General features: G+C 50.5%; 19 protein-coding genes. 9 read left to right on the top strand and 10 right to left on the bottom strand.

The genetic code is table 11. From position 1 onward, the window contains the following. Positions 1 to 69: 69 nt before the first annotated feature. Entirely contained in the window at positions 70 to 657 is a 588-nt protein-coding gene (locus AR688_RS10815; protein ID WP_068234129.1) for a YqaA family protein, read from the top strand. 13 nt (positions 658 to 670) lie between these two features. On the opposite strand, the gene AR688_RS10810 is transcribed toward AR688_RS10815, so the two are convergent. Beyond that, positions 671 to 1,186: a M48 metallopeptidase family protein gene (locus tag AR688_RS10810; protein WP_068233215.1), complete on the bottom strand. Its 516-nt coding sequence runs from the start codon at positions 1,184 to 1,186 to the stop codon at positions 671 to 673. Positions 1,187 to 1,466: 280 nt separating this feature from the next. Here AR688_RS10810 and AR688_RS10805 point away from each other — a divergent pair, with 280 nt between their 5' ends. Together AR688_RS10805 and AR688_RS10800 are read left to right on the top strand one after the other, a co-directional pair. Continuing rightward, positions 1,467 to 2,288 carry an alpha/beta fold hydrolase gene (locus AR688_RS10805; RefSeq protein ID WP_068233212.1) on the top strand — a complete coding sequence of 274 codons (822 nt, stop codon included), beginning with the start codon at positions 1,467 to 1,469 and terminating at the stop codon, positions 2,286 to 2,288. Positions 2,289 to 2,337: 49 nt separating this feature from the next. Next, positions 2,338 to 3,078 carry a PAS domain-containing protein gene (locus AR688_RS10800; protein WP_197412199.1) on the top strand — a complete coding sequence of 247 codons (741 nt, stop codon included), beginning with the start codon at positions 2,338 to 2,340 and terminating at the stop codon, positions 3,076 to 3,078. 11 nt (positions 3,079 to 3,089) lie between these two features. Here the strand turns inward: AR688_RS10800 and AR688_RS10795 are convergent, their stop codons facing one another. The 3 genes from AR688_RS10795 to AR688_RS10785 all read right to left on the bottom strand — a co-directional run bounded on the left by AR688_RS10795 (position 3,090) and on the right by AR688_RS10785 (position 4,593). Then, complete coding sequence (locus AR688_RS10795) at positions 3,090 to 3,539, bottom strand: hypothetical protein (RefSeq protein ID WP_068233206.1); 450 nt, start codon at positions 3,537 to 3,539, stop codon at positions 3,090 to 3,092. Positions 3,540 to 3,624: 85 nt separating this feature from the next. Further along, a complete protein-coding gene (locus AR688_RS10790; RefSeq protein ID WP_156420280.1) occupies positions 3,625 to 3,858 on the bottom strand; it encodes a hypothetical protein in 234 nt (77 codons plus the stop codon). A 219-nt stretch (positions 3,859 to 4,077) separates the two neighbouring features. Then, positions 4,078 to 4,593: a malate synthase gene (locus AR688_RS10785; protein WP_068233200.1), complete on the bottom strand. Its 516-nt coding sequence runs from the start codon at positions 4,591 to 4,593 to the stop codon at positions 4,078 to 4,080. 210 nt (positions 4,594 to 4,803) lie between these two features. Here AR688_RS10785 and AR688_RS10780 point away from each other — a divergent pair, with 210 nt between their 5' ends. Then, positions 4,804 to 6,222 carry a DUF3612 domain-containing protein gene (locus AR688_RS10780; protein WP_231732038.1) on the top strand — a complete coding sequence of 473 codons (1,419 nt, stop codon included), beginning with the start codon at positions 4,804 to 4,806 and terminating at the stop codon, positions 6,220 to 6,222. Between the two features lie 129 nt (positions 6,223 to 6,351). On the opposite strand, the gene AR688_RS10775 is transcribed toward AR688_RS10780, so the two are convergent. Together AR688_RS10775 and AR688_RS10770 are read right to left on the bottom strand one after the other, a co-directional pair. Further along, on the bottom strand, positions 6,352 to 6,846 hold the full coding sequence (locus AR688_RS10775) for a GDYXXLXY domain-containing protein (protein WP_068233195.1): 495 nt from the start codon (positions 6,844 to 6,846) through the stop codon (positions 6,352 to 6,354). Then, on the bottom strand, positions 6,843 to 8,858 hold the full coding sequence (locus AR688_RS10770) for a DUF4401 domain-containing protein (RefSeq protein WP_068233193.1): 2,016 nt from the start codon (positions 8,856 to 8,858) through the stop codon (positions 6,843 to 6,845). Before AR688_RS10770 ends, AR688_RS10775 begins: the two co-directional genes overlap by 4 nt. A gap of 149 nt (positions 8,859 to 9,007) precedes the next feature. Between AR688_RS10770 and AR688_RS10765 the strand changes: the two genes are divergently transcribed. From AR688_RS10765 to AR688_RS10745, 5 genes are all read left to right on the top strand, one after another. Next, positions 9,008 to 11,083: a M13 family metallopeptidase gene (locus AR688_RS10765; protein WP_068233191.1), complete on the top strand. Its 2,076-nt coding sequence runs from the start codon at positions 9,008 to 9,010 to the stop codon at positions 11,081 to 11,083. Between the two features lie 462 nt (positions 11,084 to 11,545). Further along, positions 11,546 to 14,143, top strand: a complete 2,598-nt coding sequence (gene acnB / locus AR688_RS10760) for a bifunctional aconitate hydratase 2/2-methylisocitrate dehydratase (RefSeq protein ID WP_068233188.1) — start codon at positions 11,546 to 11,548, stop codon at positions 14,141 to 14,143. A gap of 264 nt (positions 14,144 to 14,407) precedes the next feature. Next, on the top strand, positions 14,408 to 14,797 hold the full coding sequence (locus AR688_RS10755; protein WP_068233186.1) for a YacL family protein: 390 nt from the start codon (positions 14,408 to 14,410) through the stop codon (positions 14,795 to 14,797). 175 nt (positions 14,798 to 14,972) lie between these two features. Further along, positions 14,973 to 15,311 carry a P-II family nitrogen regulator gene (glnK, locus tag AR688_RS10750; RefSeq protein ID WP_027672351.1) on the top strand — a complete coding sequence of 113 codons (339 nt, stop codon included), beginning with the start codon at positions 14,973 to 14,975 and terminating at the stop codon, positions 15,309 to 15,311. A 12-nt stretch (positions 15,312 to 15,323) separates the two neighbouring features. Beyond that, positions 15,324 to 16,595, top strand: a complete 1,272-nt coding sequence (locus tag AR688_RS10745) for an ammonium transporter (protein ID WP_068233183.1) — start codon at positions 15,324 to 15,326, stop codon at positions 16,593 to 16,595. A 223-nt stretch (positions 16,596 to 16,818) separates the two neighbouring features. On the opposite strand, the gene xdp1 is transcribed toward AR688_RS10745, so the two are convergent. The 4 genes from xdp1 to cydX all read right to left on the bottom strand — a co-directional run bounded on the left by xdp1 (position 16,819) and on the right by cydX (position 21,221). Then, positions 16,819 to 17,562 carry an exosortase-dependent surface protein XDP1 gene (gene xdp1 / locus AR688_RS10740; protein WP_068233180.1) on the bottom strand — a complete coding sequence of 248 codons (744 nt, stop codon included), beginning with the start codon at positions 17,560 to 17,562 and terminating at the stop codon, positions 16,819 to 16,821. Between the two features lie 201 nt (positions 17,563 to 17,763). Further along, a complete protein-coding gene (cydC, locus tag AR688_RS10735; RefSeq protein ID WP_082694743.1) occupies positions 17,764 to 19,404 on the bottom strand; it encodes a thiol reductant ABC exporter subunit CydC in 1,641 nt (546 codons plus the stop codon). Next, positions 19,391 to 21,124, bottom strand: coding sequence for a thiol reductant ABC exporter subunit CydD (gene cydD, locus AR688_RS10730; RefSeq protein WP_068233178.1), 1,734 nt, complete (start codon positions 21,122 to 21,124; stop codon positions 19,391 to 19,393). Before cydD ends, cydC begins: the two co-directional genes overlap by 14 nt. Then, entirely contained in the window at positions 21,108 to 21,221 is a 114-nt protein-coding gene (gene cydX / locus AR688_RS10725) for a cytochrome bd-I oxidase subunit CydX (RefSeq protein ID WP_068233175.1), read from the bottom strand. Before cydX ends, cydD begins: the two co-directional genes overlap by 17 nt. Positions 21,222 to 21,223 lie beyond the last annotated feature (2 nt).

Raw genomic sequence — 21,223 nt, 5'->3', positions numbered from 1 at the left:
CGTTATTTTTTACGTTACTGCCTGTTTATGCCAGATGTGAAAAGCAGGCTTATTAGGATTTTTAATACGATGCTGGATTCCAAAGAATTATCGGCCGAAACCTGGCTGGACCGTCTGGATCGGTCTGCCTACGCATTGCCGTTGTTATTTGTGCTGTCGATGATGGAAACGCTGATTATACCGATACCGATAGAGGCGATTTTAATTCCGTGGATGCTTAGCCAATCGCGACGGCGCTGGACCATTGCCTCTGTGGCACTGGCTGGCAATATCACTGCTGCCGCGCTGGGATATTGGCTAGGTGCGCTGGCGATGGAGCAATGGGGCGATACTTTGATCAGCCTGTTTGGCGGGGCACAGGCTTATGACAGCTTTGCCGAGGAAATACATAATAACGGCTTTATATCGGTATTGGCGGTAGGCGTAACGCCAACGCCACTGCAAATAGCGATGCTGGCAGCCGGCGCTACAGGCTATTCATTCTTGCTGTTTTTACTTGCGGTTACGTTGTCGCGGTCGGTGCGTTATTTTGGCCTGGTAATACTGGTAAATGTCGCCGGTGAAGCGGCGCTAAAGCTGTGGAAACGTTATTCGCGTCAGATTGGTGCGGCTTTGCTGGTGCTCGCTGGCGTCTGGCTGTGGTTTTTGTTCAGTTGAACGGGCATGGTAGTTATGTTGATACGGTATTTTCACCGCGCTGTTCAAATAAGGTGAGATACAGGCGTAAGTCCAGTTCAAGCTGGTGATAATCAGGCTGCATATGCTGGCAAAGTTTGTAAAAAGCTTTGTTGTGGTCTTTTTCGCGTAAGTGCGCCAGTTCGTGCACCACTACCATTTGCAGCAGTGGTAGGGGTAGCTGCTTTAGCAGTGCGGCTATTCTGATCTCATTTTTGCTTTTTAATTTGCCGCCCTGCACCCGGCTAATTTGCGTATGAGTGCCCAGGGCGTTGTTAATAATATGAATTTTAGGGTCGAATATCACTTTGCTAACCGGCTCACTGCTGCGCAGCCATTGCCGTTTCAGCTCCTGGGTAAATTCATACAAGGCTTTGTCGGTTTGCACGCTGTGGCTTTGGTTGGGGTAGCGGCGCTGTAAGGTGCTACCCAACTGATTTTCTGCCAGCAACTGGCGTACTTGCTGTTGAAGTGTGTCGGGATATTGGCGCAGGTAAATCAAATCTTGCATTGCTAAAGCTCAATTATTGCATGTTGGGTGTATTGGCTGCACTTCGGTTGTACTACTAAGCAGGTGTTGAAAGTTGCCAGACTGATAAAATAACATTTTGTGGTGGTATCACCAATGCCTGGCTAAAGAACTCATCAGTCTCAGCCGCTTTACATCATGGCGTTGCATATATACCCAACATCAGGCTCTCTGTTCAGCTTTGTTTTTAGCAGAAGTGACAGTATGATAAAAAACCTGTAAAAGGTACGTTTTTAAGATATTTGTTGCGAACACTGGCTTAATGAACATTCTGCAAAGAAATAATGTGCAAACTGTTGGCGATCCGACGGCTCCGGTGCTGTTGTATGGCCATGGTTTTGGCTGCGACCAGACCATGTGGAATCAGATTACTCCTGCGTTTCAACACAGCCATTTTCAACTGCTGTTTGACTATGTCGGCAGCGGCCAGTCAGATATCAGTGCCTATGATGCCGGGCGCTATGCTACTTTGCAGGGCTATGCTCAGGACATTATTGAAATTTGCGCAGCGTTGAGCTTAACCAACAATGTTGTTTTTGTTGGCCACTCAGTCAGTTGCAGTATCGGTATTCTGGCGGCTATAGCCCAGCCTGGACTGTTTTCTAACATGATTTTGCTTGGTCCCTCGCCGTGTTTTCTCAATGACCCGCCGCACTATTTCGGTGGCTTTGAACCATCCGATTTGCACGAGCTACTGGATTTAATGCAGCAAAACTATCTGGGTTGGGCTAACTATCTGGCGCCTGTAGTCGCTGGCGAAGCCAGCACTATTAGCGGGCGGCTGTCTGACAGCTTTTGCTCTACCGATCCGCTGGTGATGAAACAGTTTGCCAAAGCCACCTTTTTTGCTGACAACCGTGAAGATTTCGCCAAAGTGGCAACACCTTGTTTAGTGTTGCAGCATAAACAGGATGCGCTGGCTTCGGTAGCGGTAGGCGAGTTTGTGCACCGCCAGCTGAAAAACAGTGACTTGGTAGTATTGGATGTGGCGGGCCATGTTGCTCATATGAGCCACCCGCAACTGATTATTGATGCTATGTCGCAGTATCTGGCTGGGCAGGGTGGAGGTGGTTATTACAGATGATATAAATTTTCTGCCTTGTCCGCTGGTAATTACAGACGAGGTGGGAATTGTGCTGCAGGTAAACCGGGCATTTACTGACGAATTTGGCGACTGTGCCATTAATACCAATATCAGTGAGATTTTCCCGAAAGCATCACAGATTTTTTTGCAAACCCATGTTTGGCCACTATTACACCGCCAGGGCAGTGTGAAAGAAATTTATCTTAAAGTACGCGCCCGCACAGAGCCTCAGCTGCCAGTATTGCTTAATTGCAGCCGTGGTGAGTTTCGCCAGCAGCAGTGTTATCGCTGGGTTATTTTTCCGGCGCGTGAGCGTTCCCGCTTTGAGCGGGAGCTGATAAAAACTCAAAACGACACTATGATATATGCCCAAAGGTTACAAAAAGCCAATGCCAGGCTGCAAGCTGTACTAAATTCAGCCACTGAGTTAGTCATTATGGTATTAAGCCCGGACGGCACCGTTCGTTTTAATAATTCCTCTGCAGAAACTTTACTGCGTTATAAGGCCGGGAGCCTTGCCGGGCAGAACATTATGACGCTGTTTGGGCAAACCGACACTGCCAGTGACGCACTACACCGTTTGCGGGCAATGTTTACAGCAAAAGGTAGAGCGGGCTTTGGCAAAGCTGAAACCCTGCAGTTAGATACCAGCATGACCGACAAGGATGGCAATAATGTTGAAGTGGCAGTTAGCATAAGCCCCGTTTGCCGGAAAAATACGACGAATATTGATGAACTGTTGCTGGTTGCAACCGATAGACGTCAGCGTAAACAGCTGCAGTGTAACTAAGCAATTTAGCGTTATAGCATCAGCGCTAAGGCAGTTTGTATTTGTTCATCGCTTAGATCTTGCTGCTGCATAGCTTTATTCAGGCTTTGTTGGGCGCTGCCAAGAGCGCTGTTTAGCATGCCTAGCTCAGTTTGCAATAGCTTCAGTTTTTCCCGCTGTTGTTCTGATTGCAGTCCGTCTTGTGTCGCTTTATCTATTTCGGCCTGCTTATCGGCAATTTCCTGCTTAAGATCGCGGATAGTTTTTAATATTTGCTTAATAATATCCGGCAGATTGCTGTCATCAATATCTTTATTTTGCTCTGCTTGTTTGGCTTTGGTTTTGCCCAGCTCTGACAAGCTGACATAAGCACCCGGCATAGTATTGTTATTGATAGCAGAGGTGGTTGCACCGGCTGCCGTTTGTTTTGGCTGGTTGAGTTTTAAGCTAACAAGCTGGGGTTGCAGAGTATTAATTTGCATAAAAGGCAGGCGGCTTAAAGTATAGGTTGCCCTGTATCGGCTGCGGCCCGGAAAACTTTAATGCCCCGTAACAGAAAAGTGGTTTTTAGTAGCCTTCAGCGCCTTCTTCATAACAAATGCGCAGGCCGTTTTCCATCGTACAGCGTACTTTGGGCTTGTTTTGCTCAGGGGTCAGTACATCTTTAATTTTTTTTACAATGGCAATATCTGCTTCAAGGCCAATTTGGCTAAGAGTGCTAATGCGTTCTTTACTTGAGCCTTGCTCCATTACTGGACGGTGTTTCTCAGCTTTGTTTTCGGCCGCCCCATCTGCAATCATACCGAACACAGTGCAGCCGTTAAGAGTTAATAGCAAAATAACTGTGGCCAGGTGTTTCGTCAGGCACATATAAAACTCTTATTGGGGCATTATTTAGTGGATGCAGAATTTTTACATGTTCAGCTATGAAAATAAACATATATGAGATTTATTTCCGCTGTTTAACGCGCATTTATACAACCCCTGAAGTTGAGCTGGTAACTTCAGGGGTTGCAGATGTTATACCAGCGAATATGGCTGGCCGTCTTTGCAGGTAAACTGCTTATTACCCTTATGGGCGCAGCTAACCTGGCGGCCGGTTACCATGCTAAACCAGACGCAATCTGGCTCGGAGGTTTGCAGCTGAATATCATCAATGCTGGCTTTATCCTGGCAACCGTTAATGCCGCTGCGGTTTAAAATCAGCTCGACGTGACGGCCATTATTGTTCAGCACGATAGAACAGGGCGCTTCACGGTGGCCGCTTAACGCAACAAACTGCGCCGGGGTTTGCAGGCCACTGGTGCTGCCGTCGGCAAAAAATGCCAGCAGCTGCTGGTAGTACACTACGTAACTGCATACATCTTTATGCGAGCCTTGCTGCAGCGGGAAGGTTTTGTCTAAAAAGCCTTTTGAGTAATCCATTACCTGTTTGACATGGCGCTGGTTCAGCTCGTTAATCACGCTTAGTTCAGTCGCCATCCAGGCAGTATGGCTTGGTGATGGAGTGCTGTGGTGTTGGGCCAGTGTTGTCATGATGTCATCCTCGTCTCTTGTAATCAGGTACAGTGTTTAGCTTTGGTTGCTATCGGTTAAAAACTAGTCTAGGCTAAAAATCAGCATAATTTCACAATAAAAATTTTACAGTGTGAATTTTACAAAATGAAAGCAAACAAAAGCCTGCTCAGAAAGTCGCATTTTCTCGGAACCAAGATCAGAAATCTGAGAAAGCGCAACAACTTAACTATGGAAGATTTGTCCACCCGCTGTATCCGTGTTGATCCGGAGCAGGCGCCGTCGGTGTCTTATCTGTCAATGATTGAACGTGGGAAGCGGGTACCGGGTGTCGAAATGCTGCAGGTGATTGCCGAAGTATTTCAAAAAGACATCGACTGGTTTCTTGATGGCGAAGACGACGGCCAGGATTTAACGCCACAAAAAGGTAGCCGTGGCGGGATCAGTGGTATGGCGCTGGAACCGGGTTTTCTGTTTTCCAATGATATTCTACAAATTGCTATTCCGGAGATGCTGTCGCAAACCGGTACCAGCGGTAAGCAGTTTGCCCAGCTGCTTATTCGCGCGCATCAGGAGCATCATCAAAACCACTTTCCCGAGCTGGAGCGCGCAGCCGAAGACGTCGGCCAAAAACGGATGCCGCTTGGCGTGGACGAATTGCTGGCGATTGTTAAACAGCTTGGGCTGCAAATAAGCTGGTTTGCTGAAGCACCGAAAGAGCTGCTGGATGAGCTGGGAGTGTTGTCAAAAAATGTCTCTACGTCGTTTTTCACCCCGCCCAACACCTTGCATTTAAACAGCTTGCTGCAGCAATTTCCTACGCGGTTAAAGTATGAGCTGGCAGTGCATATAGGCCATGCCGTGCTGCACAATAAAGATGGCGTTAAAAGCAGCATGACAGTGGGCGGTGCGCATGATGATGAGCTGTCCAGCTCTACCGCCGTGCAGCCGCAGGATATTTTGCATGCCTGGCGTGATTTTGAATCGAGCTTTTTTGCCGGCGCGCTGCTTTGCCCCAAGTTACCGTTTCGCCAGTTGCTGGACCGTCACGGTTATGAGATCAGCACGTATCAGCAAGCCGGGGTCTCCGCATCGGTAGCAATGCGGCGTATGACGGCGGTATCACCCTATACGCACTGGCATTATTTTGATGCCTACACACCGGGCAAACTCAAGGCCGTATATCGCGGCAATGGTATACCGCTGCCATGGGGCAATATGCGCCAGGTAGAAGACCCTTGTCAGCACTGGGCCGTGTTTCGGATGTTTGATGTTGAAGGTGTAGCCAGCAGCGCGCAGTTGTCGTTGCTGGATGTAAACGGCGCGCCGCGAATTTACTGCTGCGAGTCAACTAAAGTAAGTGATTTGGCCGGTAATACGCATGTGCTCTGTGCCGGTATTGATTTAAACCCGGCGTTGCTGGCGCAAGGCGTTGATGCTGACACGATGGCGGCTGAGTTAAAACAGCTGTGCGTTGGCAGCAGCGGTGGTGCTAAGGTACCGAGAGGTATTCAAACCGCGCTGACCAGTGTGGCGAATATTCTGAATATTAATTGGGTGGCACGCAGCTTACAAAAACCGGTGCAGCTGATTTGCGCCCGCGGTAACAGCTGCCCGCGAAGTCCGGGCTGTTATCAGTGCAAAGGTTAAACAGTCTGAAGCACGTCGAACCGGTTTACCCACACCAACACGCCGTAAATACGTCCCTGTAGGCTCGATTCGACCGTCCTGGTCTGCAACGGTTGGCTTAGGGTAATCCGGTTCTCGCTTAGTGTAGGTTCAGCGGTTATTTTCTCCCAATAACTGCAAATTTTCATCCAATAGGCCTACCAGCAGTGCCTTGCCGCTGGTATCTACCCGGAACTGGCCATAAGGTGCCTGCTCATACTGTGCGCCTGTACCTTCAGCAAAAAAGAATGCATTAGGGCCAACACTAATAATACGGTCACGCCAGCGCAGCAATACTGCAACCAGCTGTGGGTCTTGCGGCAGGTTATTGCTCAGGCTGTGCAAACTGGCCCGTTGTTCGGCATCGATACTTAACCAGGCGTATTTATATTGCGCGGCATCGTCGGGTAATTCCCGGTCAATGGCGTAGGCCAGTGCCATATAATCGCCCTGCATAATTGAGCGCGGGTCCAGCGGTGCCAGCGCAATATTTACCACCCGGCCGGTTCTTAATGTTTGCTCAAACTGCCAGATAGCAAAACCTGCTGCGGCAAGAATGAGTAGCAAAGCCGCCGCAATAGCCCGGCGTTGTAATGTTATGCTCATACAAGTCTCCGCTGATAGCGCTGCAACAATAACCAGGCTGCCAGTAGCGTTATACCGCTAAGGGCTAAGATGCCGGATTTATGTAATAAATTAAGCTGTAAACTGTAGTAAAACTGGCTGATGGCCAACAACATGCTAAGCAGACATAACGCATACCAGTTTCTGCTGCAGCCATAAAAACATGCCAGCATTAAAGCTGTGCTAACCAGTAAACCGGATGCCGGGTACAGCAAAATACACAGCATAACGGTGATAGTAAGCAGCGCCAGCCTGCTGGGTACTGTCGCCAGCCGGCTAAGCCAGAATACAGTTGAAATTAACAACACACTGCCAAGTGCACTATATAGCGCGCGGGCCATATCAAGCTGGTGATCCAACCGGTAGTAACCGGCATCCAGCCACAATAAACACTGGCCGAATAAGGTTAGCGCCAGTGCTGCCACGGTGGTGACTTCCAGCAGGCTTTTAATGGTTTTAGCCTGAGAAAGGTTCACCCATTTTAGCCGGCCGCACCATAACAGTGCGGCGGCAAGAGCCAGCAGGCTGCTGACAACCGCAAGCATTGGGGCGGAACTTACCAGTGATAACAGACATAACAACGCTATGCTAAGGCTGGCACGCTGATGCAACTGGTTTAGCGGGCTTAGCAGTAGCAAAATGCTGATAACCGCGCAGGCGTAGCGCGCGATTTCATGATTCAGGCCCGACACATCGTAAATAACGTATACCAGCAACCCTTGGCCGGCCAGCGCAATTGCCACCGCCATTTGTTGCAAAAACTCCTGTTTGCGGCTGGTCAGCCAGATTGCTGCAGCCAGCAACACAGCGGCGGCTACGGTGCGCACCGGGTTATTATCGGCCAGCGCCAGCAAAGGGCCTAAAAAAGAGCCGACAATCAAAATAGAGGCTATCCAGGCAGCAATGCCAAGCAAAATTTGCAGCCACCAGGGGCTGGTAACAATCTGTAATTGCTGCGCTTTGGCGGCATCAATAATGCTGGCATGCTGCAGTTGGGTAGTAAGTTCTGAGTGATTGCTTAGGCTGTTTTTTTTGCTGCTACCTGGCAGTAGCTTCTTCAGCCAGATAACCGTACCGGCGCTGGCGCCAATAACAAACAGCGCTAAAAAATTCATGGCAAAAAAGTCATCAGCACTTTCCAGCAAGCTTGCCAGCATTGCGGTAGCCACGGTAATCGCACTAAAGGCCAATAAAGCCAGGATCAGCACATCACGGCGCTGGCGCCAGTACCACAGTGTCAGCGCGGCAGTGAGTGGCAGATACACCAGCAAGTTAAGCTGGTATCCGTTGTCCCACGCCGCAAGACCTGCACCAAGCGTTAACGGAGCTATTAATATCAGCGCCGCAAGACGAACCAGCGTTTGATTGGCCTGAACCCTCAGCCGCGGCAGGGCAAACTCGGCAAATAGCATAATTACCAGATTTGCCAGCGCCAGGCTGAGTATCATTGGAGCGCCTGCCAGCAGCCAGAAAAGCTCGGATTGGGTCATTAAATAACGGCCAAGCGCGAGTTCCAGCACCACAAACCAGAGTAAATAACAGGCCCGGCTTTTTGATAGCAGTACCAGCGGCGTAATAAGCGCAGCCCAACTGGCAAATAGCTGCCAGATATCCGCACCGGTTTGGTACGTCTGGCCAATCAGTGCCAGCAAAGCGCCCGTCAGTATGGTGGCACTTAGTAAAGCCGCGCGCTGCACCAGGCTGGCAGGGGCGCTGCGTATAGCAATAACGCCGGATAGCACCAGCGCACCGGCGGCCAGGGCAAACTTAGTAAAGTGATGCATAAACGGCCAGTTATGCGCGAGGAAGAAAATTATCGCCGCGCCCAGCAGTACCACAGTGCCAAATAACAAAATAAGGTTAGCCTGTGCCAACCATAGGCCTGTAGCAGGCTGCAGCGGAAATTGCCCGCTGGCCTGCTGCAGCTGCTCAGCGCTAAGCTGGCGCTGTTCGCGCCATTGCAGGAGTTGGTTAGCGTGTTGCAATTTGTCCATGCGATTATTTTCTCAGATGGTTTGTTGGCTAGCATCATAGCGTTTTTATAACTTGTTACAACTTCGTAGCAGCGGTGGTTTGGCATCAGTTATACAACGGAGTAGTATAAAGCGGCGTAATAATAAGTAACCCCATCAGGATAACAACAATGAAGAAACTTACTTTAGCCGCCGCCTCTGTGGCGCTGGCGCTTGGCCTTACGGCGTGTAACAAACAGGACACCACTCAAACTCAAACCCCGGCTGCGGCGGCTGTTGAAGCTAAAGCACCGCTGGTATCGGGTATTGATCAGCAGTATTTTGACCCGGCAGTAAAATTCAGTGAAGACTTCTTCCTGGCCATTAACGGCAAATGGCTGGCTGAAACACCGATCCCGGCAGACAAAGCCTCTTATGGCTCCTTCCATATTTTAAATGACAACTCGCAGCAGGCAGTAAAAGCCATTATTGATGAAGTGTCGGCCCGCGCAGATTTAAAAGCCGGTTCAGACGAGCAAAAGCTAGGCAGCTTTTACAACAGTTTTATGGATGAAGCCACGATTGAAAAACTGGGCTTAAGCCCGCTGGCACCGCAACTGGATGCCATTAAAGCGGTAACAGATAAAAGCCAGTTAGCGGCGCTTTTTGCCAGCCTGCAACGTGATGGTGTGGCTATTCCGTTTGGCTGGTATGTTAATAACGATGCAAAAAACTCTTCCGAGTACGCGGTATATCTGGGCCAGGGCGGCCTGGGTTTGCCAGACCGTGATTACTATTTTAAAGATGATGAAGCCTCAGTAAATATTATTAACCAGTACAAAGTGTACTTAACTGATATGTTTACTCTGGCAGGCAACACTGATGCTGCAGCGGCGGCTGAGCGGGTTTACGCGCTGGAAAAAGCGCTGGCAGAGCACCACTGGACCCGGCTGGAAAGCCGCAATGCCGATAAAACTTATAACAAAATGTCTGCCACTGAGCTTAACAGCAGCATGGGTAGCTTTGACTGGGCCGCATTTGCCAGTGGAGCTAAGTTAAGCTCGGTAACGGATATTATTGTCAGCCAGCCGTCTTACTTTGAAGGTTTTAGCAAAGTGCTGGCAGACACTGATCTGCAAAGCTGGCAGGATTATTTAAGCCTCAAAGCTATTCATGGCTATGCCGATAAATTAAGTAGTAATTTTGCTGATCGCCGTTTCGCTTTCTATGGCACCACCTTAAGTGGTATTGAGCAACAGCAACCTCGCTGGAAGCGTGCGGTTGATGCCTCGGATCAGGTGTTGGGTGAGCTGACCGGTAAACTGTATGTCGAGCGCCACTTTAAACCAGAAGCCAAAGCGCGGATGGAAGAGCTGGTTGCTAACCTGATTAAAGCTTACGAAATTTCCATTAAAGAACTGGAATGGATGACCGAAGAAACCAAAGTGGCTGCGCTGGAAAAGCTCAGCACCTTTACGCCAAAAATTGGTTACCCGGATAAATGGAAAGATTACTCAGCACTGGAAATTAAAGCAGATGATTTAGTCGGCAACTTTATGCGCGCCAGCCACTGGGCCTATGATGACATGCTTAACAAGCTGGGTAAGCCAATCGATAAAGGCGAGTGGTTTATGACGCCGCAAACGGTAAATGCCTACTATAACCCGGTAAACAATGAAATTGTGTTCCCGGCCGCTATTTTGCAACCGCCATTCTTTAATATGGAGGCTGACGACGCGGTGAACTATGGTGGTATTGGTGGTGTTATCGGCCATGAAATTGGTCATGGCTTTGACGACCAGGGCGCAAAGTATGATGGCAACGGCAACTTACGTAACTGGTGGACAGAGCAGGACAAAGGCCAGTTCCAGGCGCGTGGTGCTAAGTTAATTGGCCAGTACAACCGTTTTGAGCCATTACCGGGCGTTAATGTAAACGGTGCTGTGGCACTGGGTGAAAATATTGGTGACTTAGGCGGTATGACAGTCGCGTTAAAAGCTTACCATTTGTCACTGGAGGATAAAGACGCTCCGGTAATGGATGGTTTTACCGGCGACCAGCGTTTCTTTATCAGTTGGGCGCAGGTTTGGCGTACTAAGTTTCGTGAAGAAGCCTTGCGCCGTCAGTTGAGCACCGGGCCACACTCACCGGCGCATTACCGGGTAATTGGTGTGTTGCCAAATATTCCGGAATTTTATACTGCCTTTGATATTAAAGAGGGCGATAAGATGTATTTACCGCCAGAGCAGCGCGTTAAGATCTGGTAACTAAAATCTGCTACACTGCACAGGCTGAGTAGGTAACTGCTCGGCCTTTTTGTTTTCAGATTACTCTGCCAGATAGAGGTTGGAACCCCGTTTTGGTCGCCACAGAGTGTCTGAGCCCTGCCGTAGGCAGCGGGGCGACAAATTCGTCGGGAACGAATTTGAACAGCTTTGCTGGCTTGCGAAGGGCAGGATGCCCGAAGTAGTTGCTGTGGTGAGCCAAGGAGGGTGTTGCAACTGGTATCGTAGAGCAAACATAGACTTGCTCGATCAGTGAGGTCTGACCACTATAATAAAGAATATATAACATCCGGTTTTATATTCACAGAATTTATACCCACTATAAGTAGGGTGGTTAACGGCCTGATGTCAATCTGGCCCGAATTTTCATATAATTACGCCCATTCATTCTAAGAATGACGCCGCAGTAGCAAGACTGCCGGCAACGACCATGAGGATCATACTGTGCTACAACAATATCGCGAACATGTGGCCGAGCGCGCAGCGCAAGGTATCCCGCCAAAACCGCTCAATGCAGAGCAGGTAGCCGCCTTAGTTGAACTGTTAAAGAACCCGCCAAAAGGTGAAGAAGACACCTTAGTTGATTTACTGGTAAACCGTGTACCACCGGGCGTTGATGAAGCGGCTTATGTTAAAGCTGGCTTTTTAGCGGCCCTGGCCAACGGCGAAGCGTCAAGCAGCCTGATCAGTGCCGAATATGCTACAGAGCTGCTGGGCACCATGATGGGCGGCTACAATATTCAGCCGTTAATCAGCCTGCTGGACCACGACAAGCTGGCGCCTATTGCCGCTAAAGCACTGTCGCACACTTTGCTGATTTTCGATGCTTTCCATGATGTTACCGAAAAAGCCGATGCCGGTAATGCGCATGCCAAGCAAGTAGTGCAAAGCTGGGCTGATGCGCAGTGGTTTGAAGCCAAACCAGCGCTGGCAGAGAAAATTACTGTTACCGTATTTAAAGTGTCGGGCGAAACCAACACTGATGACTTATCACCGGCACCGGATGCCTGGTCACGGCCGGATATTCCGCTACATGCCTTAGCCATGCTGAAAAATGCCCGTGAAGGCATTAACCCGGATCAGCCAGGCACGGTTGGCCCAATCAAACAGTTAGACGAGCTGAACAAAAAAGGCTTCCCGCTGGCTTATGTTGGCGACGTAGTGGGTACCGGTTCATCACGTAAATCCGCCACTAACTCTGTGTTGTGGTTTATGGGTGACGATATTCCATACGTGCCGAACAAGCGCGGTGGTGGCTTTGTGCTGGGTGGCAAAATTGCGCCTATCTTCTTTAACACGATGGAAGACTCAGGTGCGTTGCCAATTGAAGTTGACGTATCTAAGCTGGAAATGGGCGATGTGATCGACATTCTGCCGTTCGAAGGCAAAGTGGTTCGCCATGGTACTGGCGAAGTGCTGGCAGAATTTAGCCTGGCAACCGATGTATTAATTGACGAAGTACGTGCCGGTGGCCGTATTCCGCTGATTATCGGCCGTGGCTTAACCGACCGTGCGCGTGAGTTTTTAGGCCATGGCCCGTCGGACAAATTCCGCCGTCCACAAGCTAAAGTGGATTCTGGCAAAGGCTTTACACTGGCGCAGAAAATGGTCGGTAAAGCGTGTGGCGTGAAAGGCGTACGCCCGGGTACTTACTGTGAGCCAAAAATGACTACAGTAGGCTCGCAGGACACGACCGGCCCGATGACGCGCGACGAGTTAAAAGACTTAGCCTGTTTGGGCTTCTCTGCCGATTTAACCATGCAGTCGTTCTGTCACACTGCCGCTTATCCGAAGCCAGTAGACGTTGATACGCACCACACGCTGCCGGACTTTATCATGAACCGTGGCGGTGTATCACTGCGCCCTGGCGATGGTATTATTCACAGCTGGCTAAACCGTATGTTACTGCCGGATACTGTAGGTACCGGTGGCGACTCGCACACCCGTTTCCCGATTGGTATTTCCTTCCCGGCCGGTTCTGGTTTAGTAGCGTTTGCTGCTGCTACCGGTGTTATGCCGCTGGATATGCCGGAATCAGTACTGGTGCGCTTTAAAGGCGAAATGCAGCCGGGTATTACCCTGCGCGACCTGGTACATGCCATTCCGTACGTAGCCATTCAAAAAGGCTTGTTAACCGTTGATAAGAAAGGCAAGAAGAACATCTTCTCCGGCCGTATCCTGGAAATCGAAGGCTTACCAAACTTAACGGTAGAGCAGGCGTTTGAGTTATCAGATGCGTCTGCCGAGCGTTCAGCTGCCGGTTGTAGTATCAAACTGTCAGATGCCTCTATTGCTGAGTACCTGGAATCAAACATCGTAATGCTTAAGTGGATGATTGCTGAAGGCTACGGCGATGTGCGCACTATCGAACGTCGTATTAACGCGATGCAGGCCTGGCTGAAAGATCCGCAGCTGATGTCGGCCGATGCCGATGCTGAGTACAGCGAAATTATCGAAATTGACCTGGCTGACATTAAAGAGCCGGTACTGTGTGCACCAAACGATCCGGATGATGCGCGTTTACTGTCTGACGTCGCCGGCGACAAGATCGACGAAGTGTTTATCGGTTCTTGTATGACCAACATCGGCCACTTCCGTGCCGCCGGTAAGCTGCTGGATAAATACAAAGGCCAGCTGCCAACCCGTCTGTGGATTGCACCGCCAACCAAGATGGACCAGGCGCAGTTAACCGAAGAAGGTTACTACAGCATTTTCGGTAAAGTAGGTGCCCGCACTGAGATGCCAGGTTGTTCACTGTGTATGGGTAACCAGGCACGGGTAGCGGAGAACTCAACAGTAGTATCTACCTCTACGCGTAACTTCCCGAACCGTTTAGGTCAGGGGGCCGATGTGTACTTAGCGTCTGCAGAGCTGGCAGCAGTAGCCTCCATTATCGGCCGCTTGCCAACGGTAGCCGAGTATATGGAATACGCTAAGCAAATCGACGCTACCGCGGCCGATACTTACCGTTACCTGAACTTCCACCGTATGGAGCAGTACACCAAAAAAGCGGATAACGTGATTATCCAGCAAGCGGTGTAATAGCCTCTGTTCTGCTAAAGGCCTGCCACTGCAGGCCTTTTTTCTGCTCGCTAATATACGGCGAGCAGCTACAATTTTAGCAGCGACCGGCTGAAAGATTATTTGCGCGGGCACCCTTGCACCACCCACTGGGCTCGACACAGTAACTCGCGCCCGCTAAAGCGCTCGCTCAGACACCCTGTGTCGCCCCATTGGGGATGCAAGTTCGCCAGGGAAAAGCAGCGCAAATAACCATCAGCCTATTTCTTCGTATGGATAAAATGTATGGAATACGACTTTATTTACGATCGCAATACACTGCAGTTCAGCATCAAGCTGACGGCGGAGCATGAGGTATTGGGCCGGTTTTTACTGGATGAATTTGGCCAACTGGCCGAAGCGTATACGCCATTACTGCAGCAACTAAGCGGGCTTAAACCGCACCAGAGTATGCAGTATCAGGGCAAAGAGTTTTTGCTTGAGGTAGAAAATGGCGAAGTGACATTAAGCCACAACACGCTGTTTTATACCGGTACTGAGCAGTTGCCGCAGCGCCAGCAAGATAAGCTGGCCGATGACGATTTACAGCTGGACGAGCAGGGTATGAGCACGCAATGCGGGCTGGAAGATTTACTAAAACTGCTGCGCGAATGGCAGCAGTTTCTGGCGAGCTGAACCTGCGCTGAAGCTGCACAGCGACAGGGAATAAACGCACCGTTATGGTGCGTTTTTTTTCATCTACCAGAGGGGTTTTCACTTAATGTTCTGATAAATAAAGAATAAATAAAAGTGGCACAAGGTTTCCTTGTATAAGGTGCAATCGCCTTACAAAAGTAAAAAGGAAAACATCATGAAGCTTGTATGTGCCATCATCAAGCCGTTCAAACTGGACGATGTACGCGAAGCTATTGCTGACATTGGGGTAGAAGGTTTAACGGTAACAGAAGTAAAAGGTTTCGGCCGCCAGAAAGGGCATACCGAGTTATATCGCGGTGCTGAGTATCAGGTCGACTTCCTGCCTAAGGTCAAGCTAGAAATTGCCACGCTGGACGATCAGGTTGATCGTTTGATTGAAGCGATCCAGAAAGCCGCTTACACCGGCCGTATCGGCGACGGCAAAATTTTTGTTTATGACCTGGAGCAGGCAGTGCGTATTCGGACCGGCGAGTCTGACGCTGAAGCCATATAAGGAGCTGTTATCATGCAAGAGCAAATTTATCATTTACAGTATGCAATGGACACCTTTTACTTCCTGATCTGTGGGGTATTGGTGATGTGGATGGCTGCGGGCTTCTCTATGCTGGAAGCTGGCCTGGTACGGGCAAAAAATACTACCGAAATTCTGACTAAGAACGTGGCGTTGTATTCTATCGCCTGCATTATGTATCTGGTGTGCGGTTATGCCTTTATGTATGGCGGCGAGTTTTTCTTAAGCGGTATCGGCGGCGTTGACGTTGATGCCACCTTAACCAGCTTTGCTGAACGTGAAGATGGCTTCACTGGTGGTGCTGTGTACTCTACTGCATCTGATTTCTTCTTCCAGGTGGTGTTTGTAGCTACTGCTATGTCTATCGTTTCCGGCGCTGTGGCCGAGCGCATGAAATTGTGGGCTTTCCTGGCATTTGCCGTAGTGATGACGGGTTTTATTTATCCGGTGCACGGTTCATGGACCTGGGGTGCAGAGGGCATGTTTGGTATTAATCTGGATGACCAATTTGGTTTCTCTGACTTTGCCGGTTCAGGCATCGTACATATGGCCGGTGCGGCCGCTGCGCTGGCAGGTGTATTGCTGCTGGGCGCGCGTAAAGGCAAGTACAGCAAAGATGGCAAAGTAAATGCCATTCCGGGTGCGAATATGCCAATGGCTACCTTGGGTACCCTGATTTTGTGGATGGGTTGGTTCGGTTTTAACGGGGGCTCGGTATTAAAGCTGGGTGATATCAGCAACGCTAATGCGGTAGCTGTAGTATTTCTTAACACCAATGCTGCTGCCGCTGCAGGCGCAATAGCTGCGCTGGCACTGTCGGTGGTGTTGTTCCGTAAAGCAGATTTAACCATGGCATTAAACGGCGCACTGGCGGGTTTAGTGGCTATTACTGCTGAGCCATCCACACCAACTGCACTGCAGGCAACGTTATTCGGCGCTATTGGTGGCGTGTTGGTTGTAGCGTCTATTATCGGTCTGGATAAGCTGAAGATTGATGATCCGGTGGGTGCGATTTCTGTACACGGTGTCGCAGGTTTATTTGGCCTGTTACTGGTGCCATTAACCAAAGACGGTACCAGCTTTGTTGGCCAGTTAATTGGCGCTGCAGCTATCTTCGCCTGGGTATTTATTGCCAGCCTGATAGTTTGGTATGTATTGAAACTGGTTATAGGCATCCGCGTAAGCGAAGAAGCCGAGTATGAAGGCGTTGATGCGTCAGAGTGTGGTATTGAAGCCTACCCTGAATTCGTCGCGTCGGTAAAGTAAGCAGCCTGGGAAGAGTTGGTGGAACTTCCCGGGAGCAAGTGAGCGATACGCTACCAACAGGTAGCGCTACCGCGAACTGAACGTCACCACCAAACTACGTCTATCCTTGTCCTTTGTCTTTTTATCTGACACCCCGTGCTTTATAGCGCGGGGTTTTTTATTGGTATAAATTACAGCTAATAAAAAAGCACCGCGTGCGGTGCTTTGGGTAACACAATAAAAATCAACGCAGCTTGTTGCGCCGGCCGGCAAAAGCTAATAAAGCAAAGGCAAACAATGACAAGCTGGCAGGAGCAGAAACCTGGGTAGTATTTGAGGTTTGAGTGGTTAAGCCACTGAATTTCAGGTTGTCATTACCCGCTGTTAAACCACCACCAAAATACTGGTTGTAAGCACCAATCAGCCAATAACTGGCGCTGGTGCCGGCTGTTGTTTTAGCCTGATTAGCGCCGCTGTCCAGAGCATAATACTGGTTCAGTGGTGATGAACCAACATTAGAAAAACTGGAAGACGACAATGCATAACCAGATACCTGATTCCAGCGAGTCATGGCAGAGCCACCTTCAAACGGGTTGCTGTCAAAGGCTGCAATAGAAATATCAGAGTCGGTCATGTAGTTAGAAATGCTGATGCCAGACAGCTCAACATCCTGATCAAAAGACAACAGCACAAAGTCATAGCGCCCGACGTTATCTGTCCAGTGCGCTTCGCCGTTGGCGTTATATACCAGCGTACCCCATTGGCTTAACCACAGTTCGCTTTGAAAAATGTTTTCATCGTTGTAGGCAGACCAAGCCGTCATTGACACCGACATAGTGTTGTCGTTGTCACTCAGGTTGATGCTATTGGCAACTATATTACGGTTCAGGCTGCTGACACCGCCGCTGCCAACAAAATCCCAGGTTTGGGTAGCTGCATAACTGGTACTGCTAAGTACAAGCAAACTGGCAACAAGTAACTTTTCCATAGTGATAGCCTTAATCCAATGAGCTGATGCCGCCCGGACGCTGTTTTATCCATTCAGCCGGGCATCCGTTTAATGGCTGCTTTGATGCAAAAAAAATACCAAAGTACTGAAATTTTTGTAAATCATCAGGTTACCTGCAATATAATGCGTTATTTGCAGTAGTGTTGTAAATCTTTTTGACACAAAGTTCTACTGCCGTTACTACAGTTGCAGCAGTTTAGCGTGTGGCACATTAAGCTGCTGATGGCTGACCATAACCAGCAAACCATTGCGTTGGCGTGCCAGCAAGGTGTTAAGCACATGCGCTGTGGTGGCCGGGTCTAAGCCGGCAAAAGGTTCGTCCAGCAGTAATAGCGGCCGCCGGGTTAACAGCAGGCGCGCCAGGGCAATGCGCCGGGCCTGGCCGCCAGACACCGCGGCACCGTATTCACCCATCACCGTATCCAGTTGCTGCGGCTGATTTTTGGCCCAGTCGCATAGCGCCACATCATCTAATACCTGCCATAGCTGTTGCTCGGTTGCATCTGGCGCACCTAAGCGCAGGTTTTGCGCCAGAGTTAAATCAAATAAGTCCGGTTGTTGTGGCAAATAGCCCACAGTATTACTCAGTTGCCATTCGGCGTATGGCAGGCCGTTCAGGTTGATATCACCACTAAACGCCAGTTGATTAGCCAGCGCCTGCAATAAAGTCGTTTTACCGCTGCCGGAGGCGCCACTTACAAGCAGTACATCACCACTTTTCAGGTTGAAGCTGACCTGTGAAGGGCCAGATAAAGCACCATTCTGGCGTGCCGACAACTGGTAGACATTCAGGCTCAGCGGTGTGGCAGGTTCAGGTTTATTAAACTGTTTTGGCGTGCTGACATCAGTTAACTGATTCAGCCGGTCGCGGGCAGCGCTACTAAGGCCCAGCGCAATAAAGCTCTGGCACAGCGGCAGCAATACTTCATGCAAGGCCCACAGTGCCAGCATGGCTGCCAGCAGCAGCGGCACGGTTAGCCTGTTGTCTGCCACCAGCGTGCTGCCTTGCCACAACAGCGCCAGCAGGCTTAATGCCAGCAGGCTTTGCTGCACCAAAGCGGTACGGCTGATTAATTGCTGCTGGCGCAGCTGTAAACGGATATAAGCCTGATCCAGTGCGCTAAATTGACTGATTTTATCTGCCCAGCGTTGCCACAACAGTAACGACGTTAGCATTGATAGCGGCTCCAGCAGTTGTGTGCGCCGCTGTGTGGTGGAGCGGGTATCCTGTTGTGCCAGTGCTTTGCCACGGCGTACCGTTAGCAGCGGCAACGCCAGCGCCAGCAGCAGGCAAGGGGCGGCATAGATTAGCAGAGTAGGTGCCAGCAAGTACCAGAACAACAGCACCAGTGCGGTTAAACTGCAGGCCCAAAGCCAGGGCGCGATAACTTTTAACGGAAACTGATCGAGTAAATCGATATCGCCGACCAGATGCTGCAGCGTATCTGCCGAATGGCGGTTGCTGTGCGGCTGTTGTGCCAGCGCGGTAAAGCTGTGCACGCGTAAATCTTTTAACAAGCCAAGGGCAGCATAGTGCGAGGTTAAGCGCTCTGCATAGCGCCCGGCCGTGCGGCCAATGGCACAGAGGCGGATAATCGCCGCCGGTCGGAAGTAATCAAAACCATAAGCGCCCACGCTGGCCAGCCCTGCCAGCGCGGCGGCACTGATAAACCAGCCAGATAATGCCAGCAAGGTCACTGCAGCCAGTAAAGTAACCAGCCCCAGCAGCAAGGCCAGCAACCATGCCTTGCCGCGGCTTTGCAGCAGGCTGCGTAAACGAATACTGCGTTCAGGCGCTGGCACGCTCTTAGGCTTGAACATACTGCGCTCCGTCAATATGGCTAATGGCAGGGTTGTCCAGCCGTATTACCTGATCCAGCCAATCCAGGCCGTGTAGCTGGTGGCTAACGATAATCAGCGTTTTACCCTGGCTCAGTGTGCCAATCAGCTGGTGTAAACGATAAGCAGTAGCGCCGTCTAAGTGCGCGGTGGGCTCGTCCAGTAACCAGACTTTAGCATCGCGCAGCAACAGCTGCGCCAGTGCCAGCCGTTGCAGCTGGCCGCCGGACAAGCCCCGGCCGCGCTCTCCCAGCATAGTATTTAGCCCCAGCGGTAATTGTTGTATTAACGGCCACAGCTCTACCTGTTGCAGCGCGGCTATCAGTTGCTGCTCGCTGGCATCAGGCGCGGCGAGGCGCAGGTTATCGGCAATGCTGGCAGCAGCAATACTGCTGTACTGCGCCATATAGCCCAGTTGCTGTTGCCAGTGGTTGCGCTCAAGCTGTGCCAGGCTGTGCTGGTTGATCAGAATATCGCCCTGATACGGCACAAAACCCAGCAGTGCATGCAACAGGCTGGATTTGCCACAGCCACTTGGCCCCTGCAGGGCAATGCGCCCGCCACTTTTTATGCTAAAGCTAACCGGTGCCAGCCGCTGGCGCTGCTCTGCGGTTAGAATATGCAGCTGTTGCAGGCTAATCTGCGGCGCACTGCTTAGCGTTAGTAACTGTGTGCCGGGGTGTTGCCAGGCACGGCGTTGTAGAATAGGGCTTAGCTCGTCAATTGCGGCTTCGGCCTGTGCTTTGGCGTGGTAATCGCTGCCAAGCTGGCGCAGTGGTGCGTAAAACTCCGGTGCCAGCAGCAAAATAAATAAAGCGCCCTGATACGGCACCGGTATAACTTCTTTGGCCCAGGGCAAAATACCCAGCAGGCCCAGACCTAAATACAGTGCCAGTAAGGCAATGGCCAGTGCCGAGAAAAACTCCAGCACAGCGCCGGATAAAAAAGCTAGTTTCAGCACGCCCATGCTGCTGTCGCGGTAACGACCAGCGGCATTGGCAACCGATTGCGCAGCGCGTTCAGTAGCCTGCAATTGTTGCAGCGTAGGCATACCACGCACTAAATCAAGAAAGCGGCCACTCATGCGGCTAAGTTGTTGCAACTGGCGCTGGCTGGCACCGGCGGCAGCATTGCCGAGCAATATCATAAACAGTGGCACCAACGGGGCGGTAACTAATAAAATAACCGCCGCCAGCGGGCTGTAGATAAAGGTGGTACTAACCAGCAGCAATGGCGTGATCAGCACCAGATAACGTTGTACATAATAGCGGCTGATAAAACCATCCAGTGCATCAACCTGCTCCAGCAGTTTGCTGCTTAAGCTGCCATCGTTACCATACTGGTTTTTAGCCGGGCCGGCATCGGCCAGTTTTGCCAGCAACTGCACACGTAAGCGGCTACGGATATGCTGGCTGGCCTTTAAGCTAAGTTGTTCACGGCAATATTGCAGTGCAGGCCGCCCCAGCAGGCACAGCGCCAGCCAGAGCAGGGTGTTAAGTAAATGGCTGCTGTCAAATTGCAGGCCTTGCTGGCTGGCAATAAGCCAACTGGCAAACAGGCTGGCCAGTAAATAGCATTGCAAGATAAACAGCAGGCTGGCGCTTACGGCTAACAGCAGGGCGCTGTTAAGCCGTTTACGCTGGCTTTGCAGCAGTGCTGCCAGCTGCTGCGCCGGTTTGGTTGGGCTAGTCAGCTTGGGCATCCTCGCCTTCGTAGCCTTTAAATTCCAGCCACATGGCATTGATAATACCAAATGAGCAGGCCATTAATACGCCTAAAATCCAGGCAAAATACCACATAA

The sequence above is a fragment of the Rheinheimera sp. EpRS3 genome (assembly GCF_001513785.1).
In the GTDB taxonomy this organism is placed as follows: Bacteria; Pseudomonadota; Gammaproteobacteria; order Enterobacterales; family Alteromonadaceae; genus Alishewanella.
Note: the sequence above shows the minus strand (reverse complement) of the source record. Positions and strands in the feature narration are given on the sequence as shown.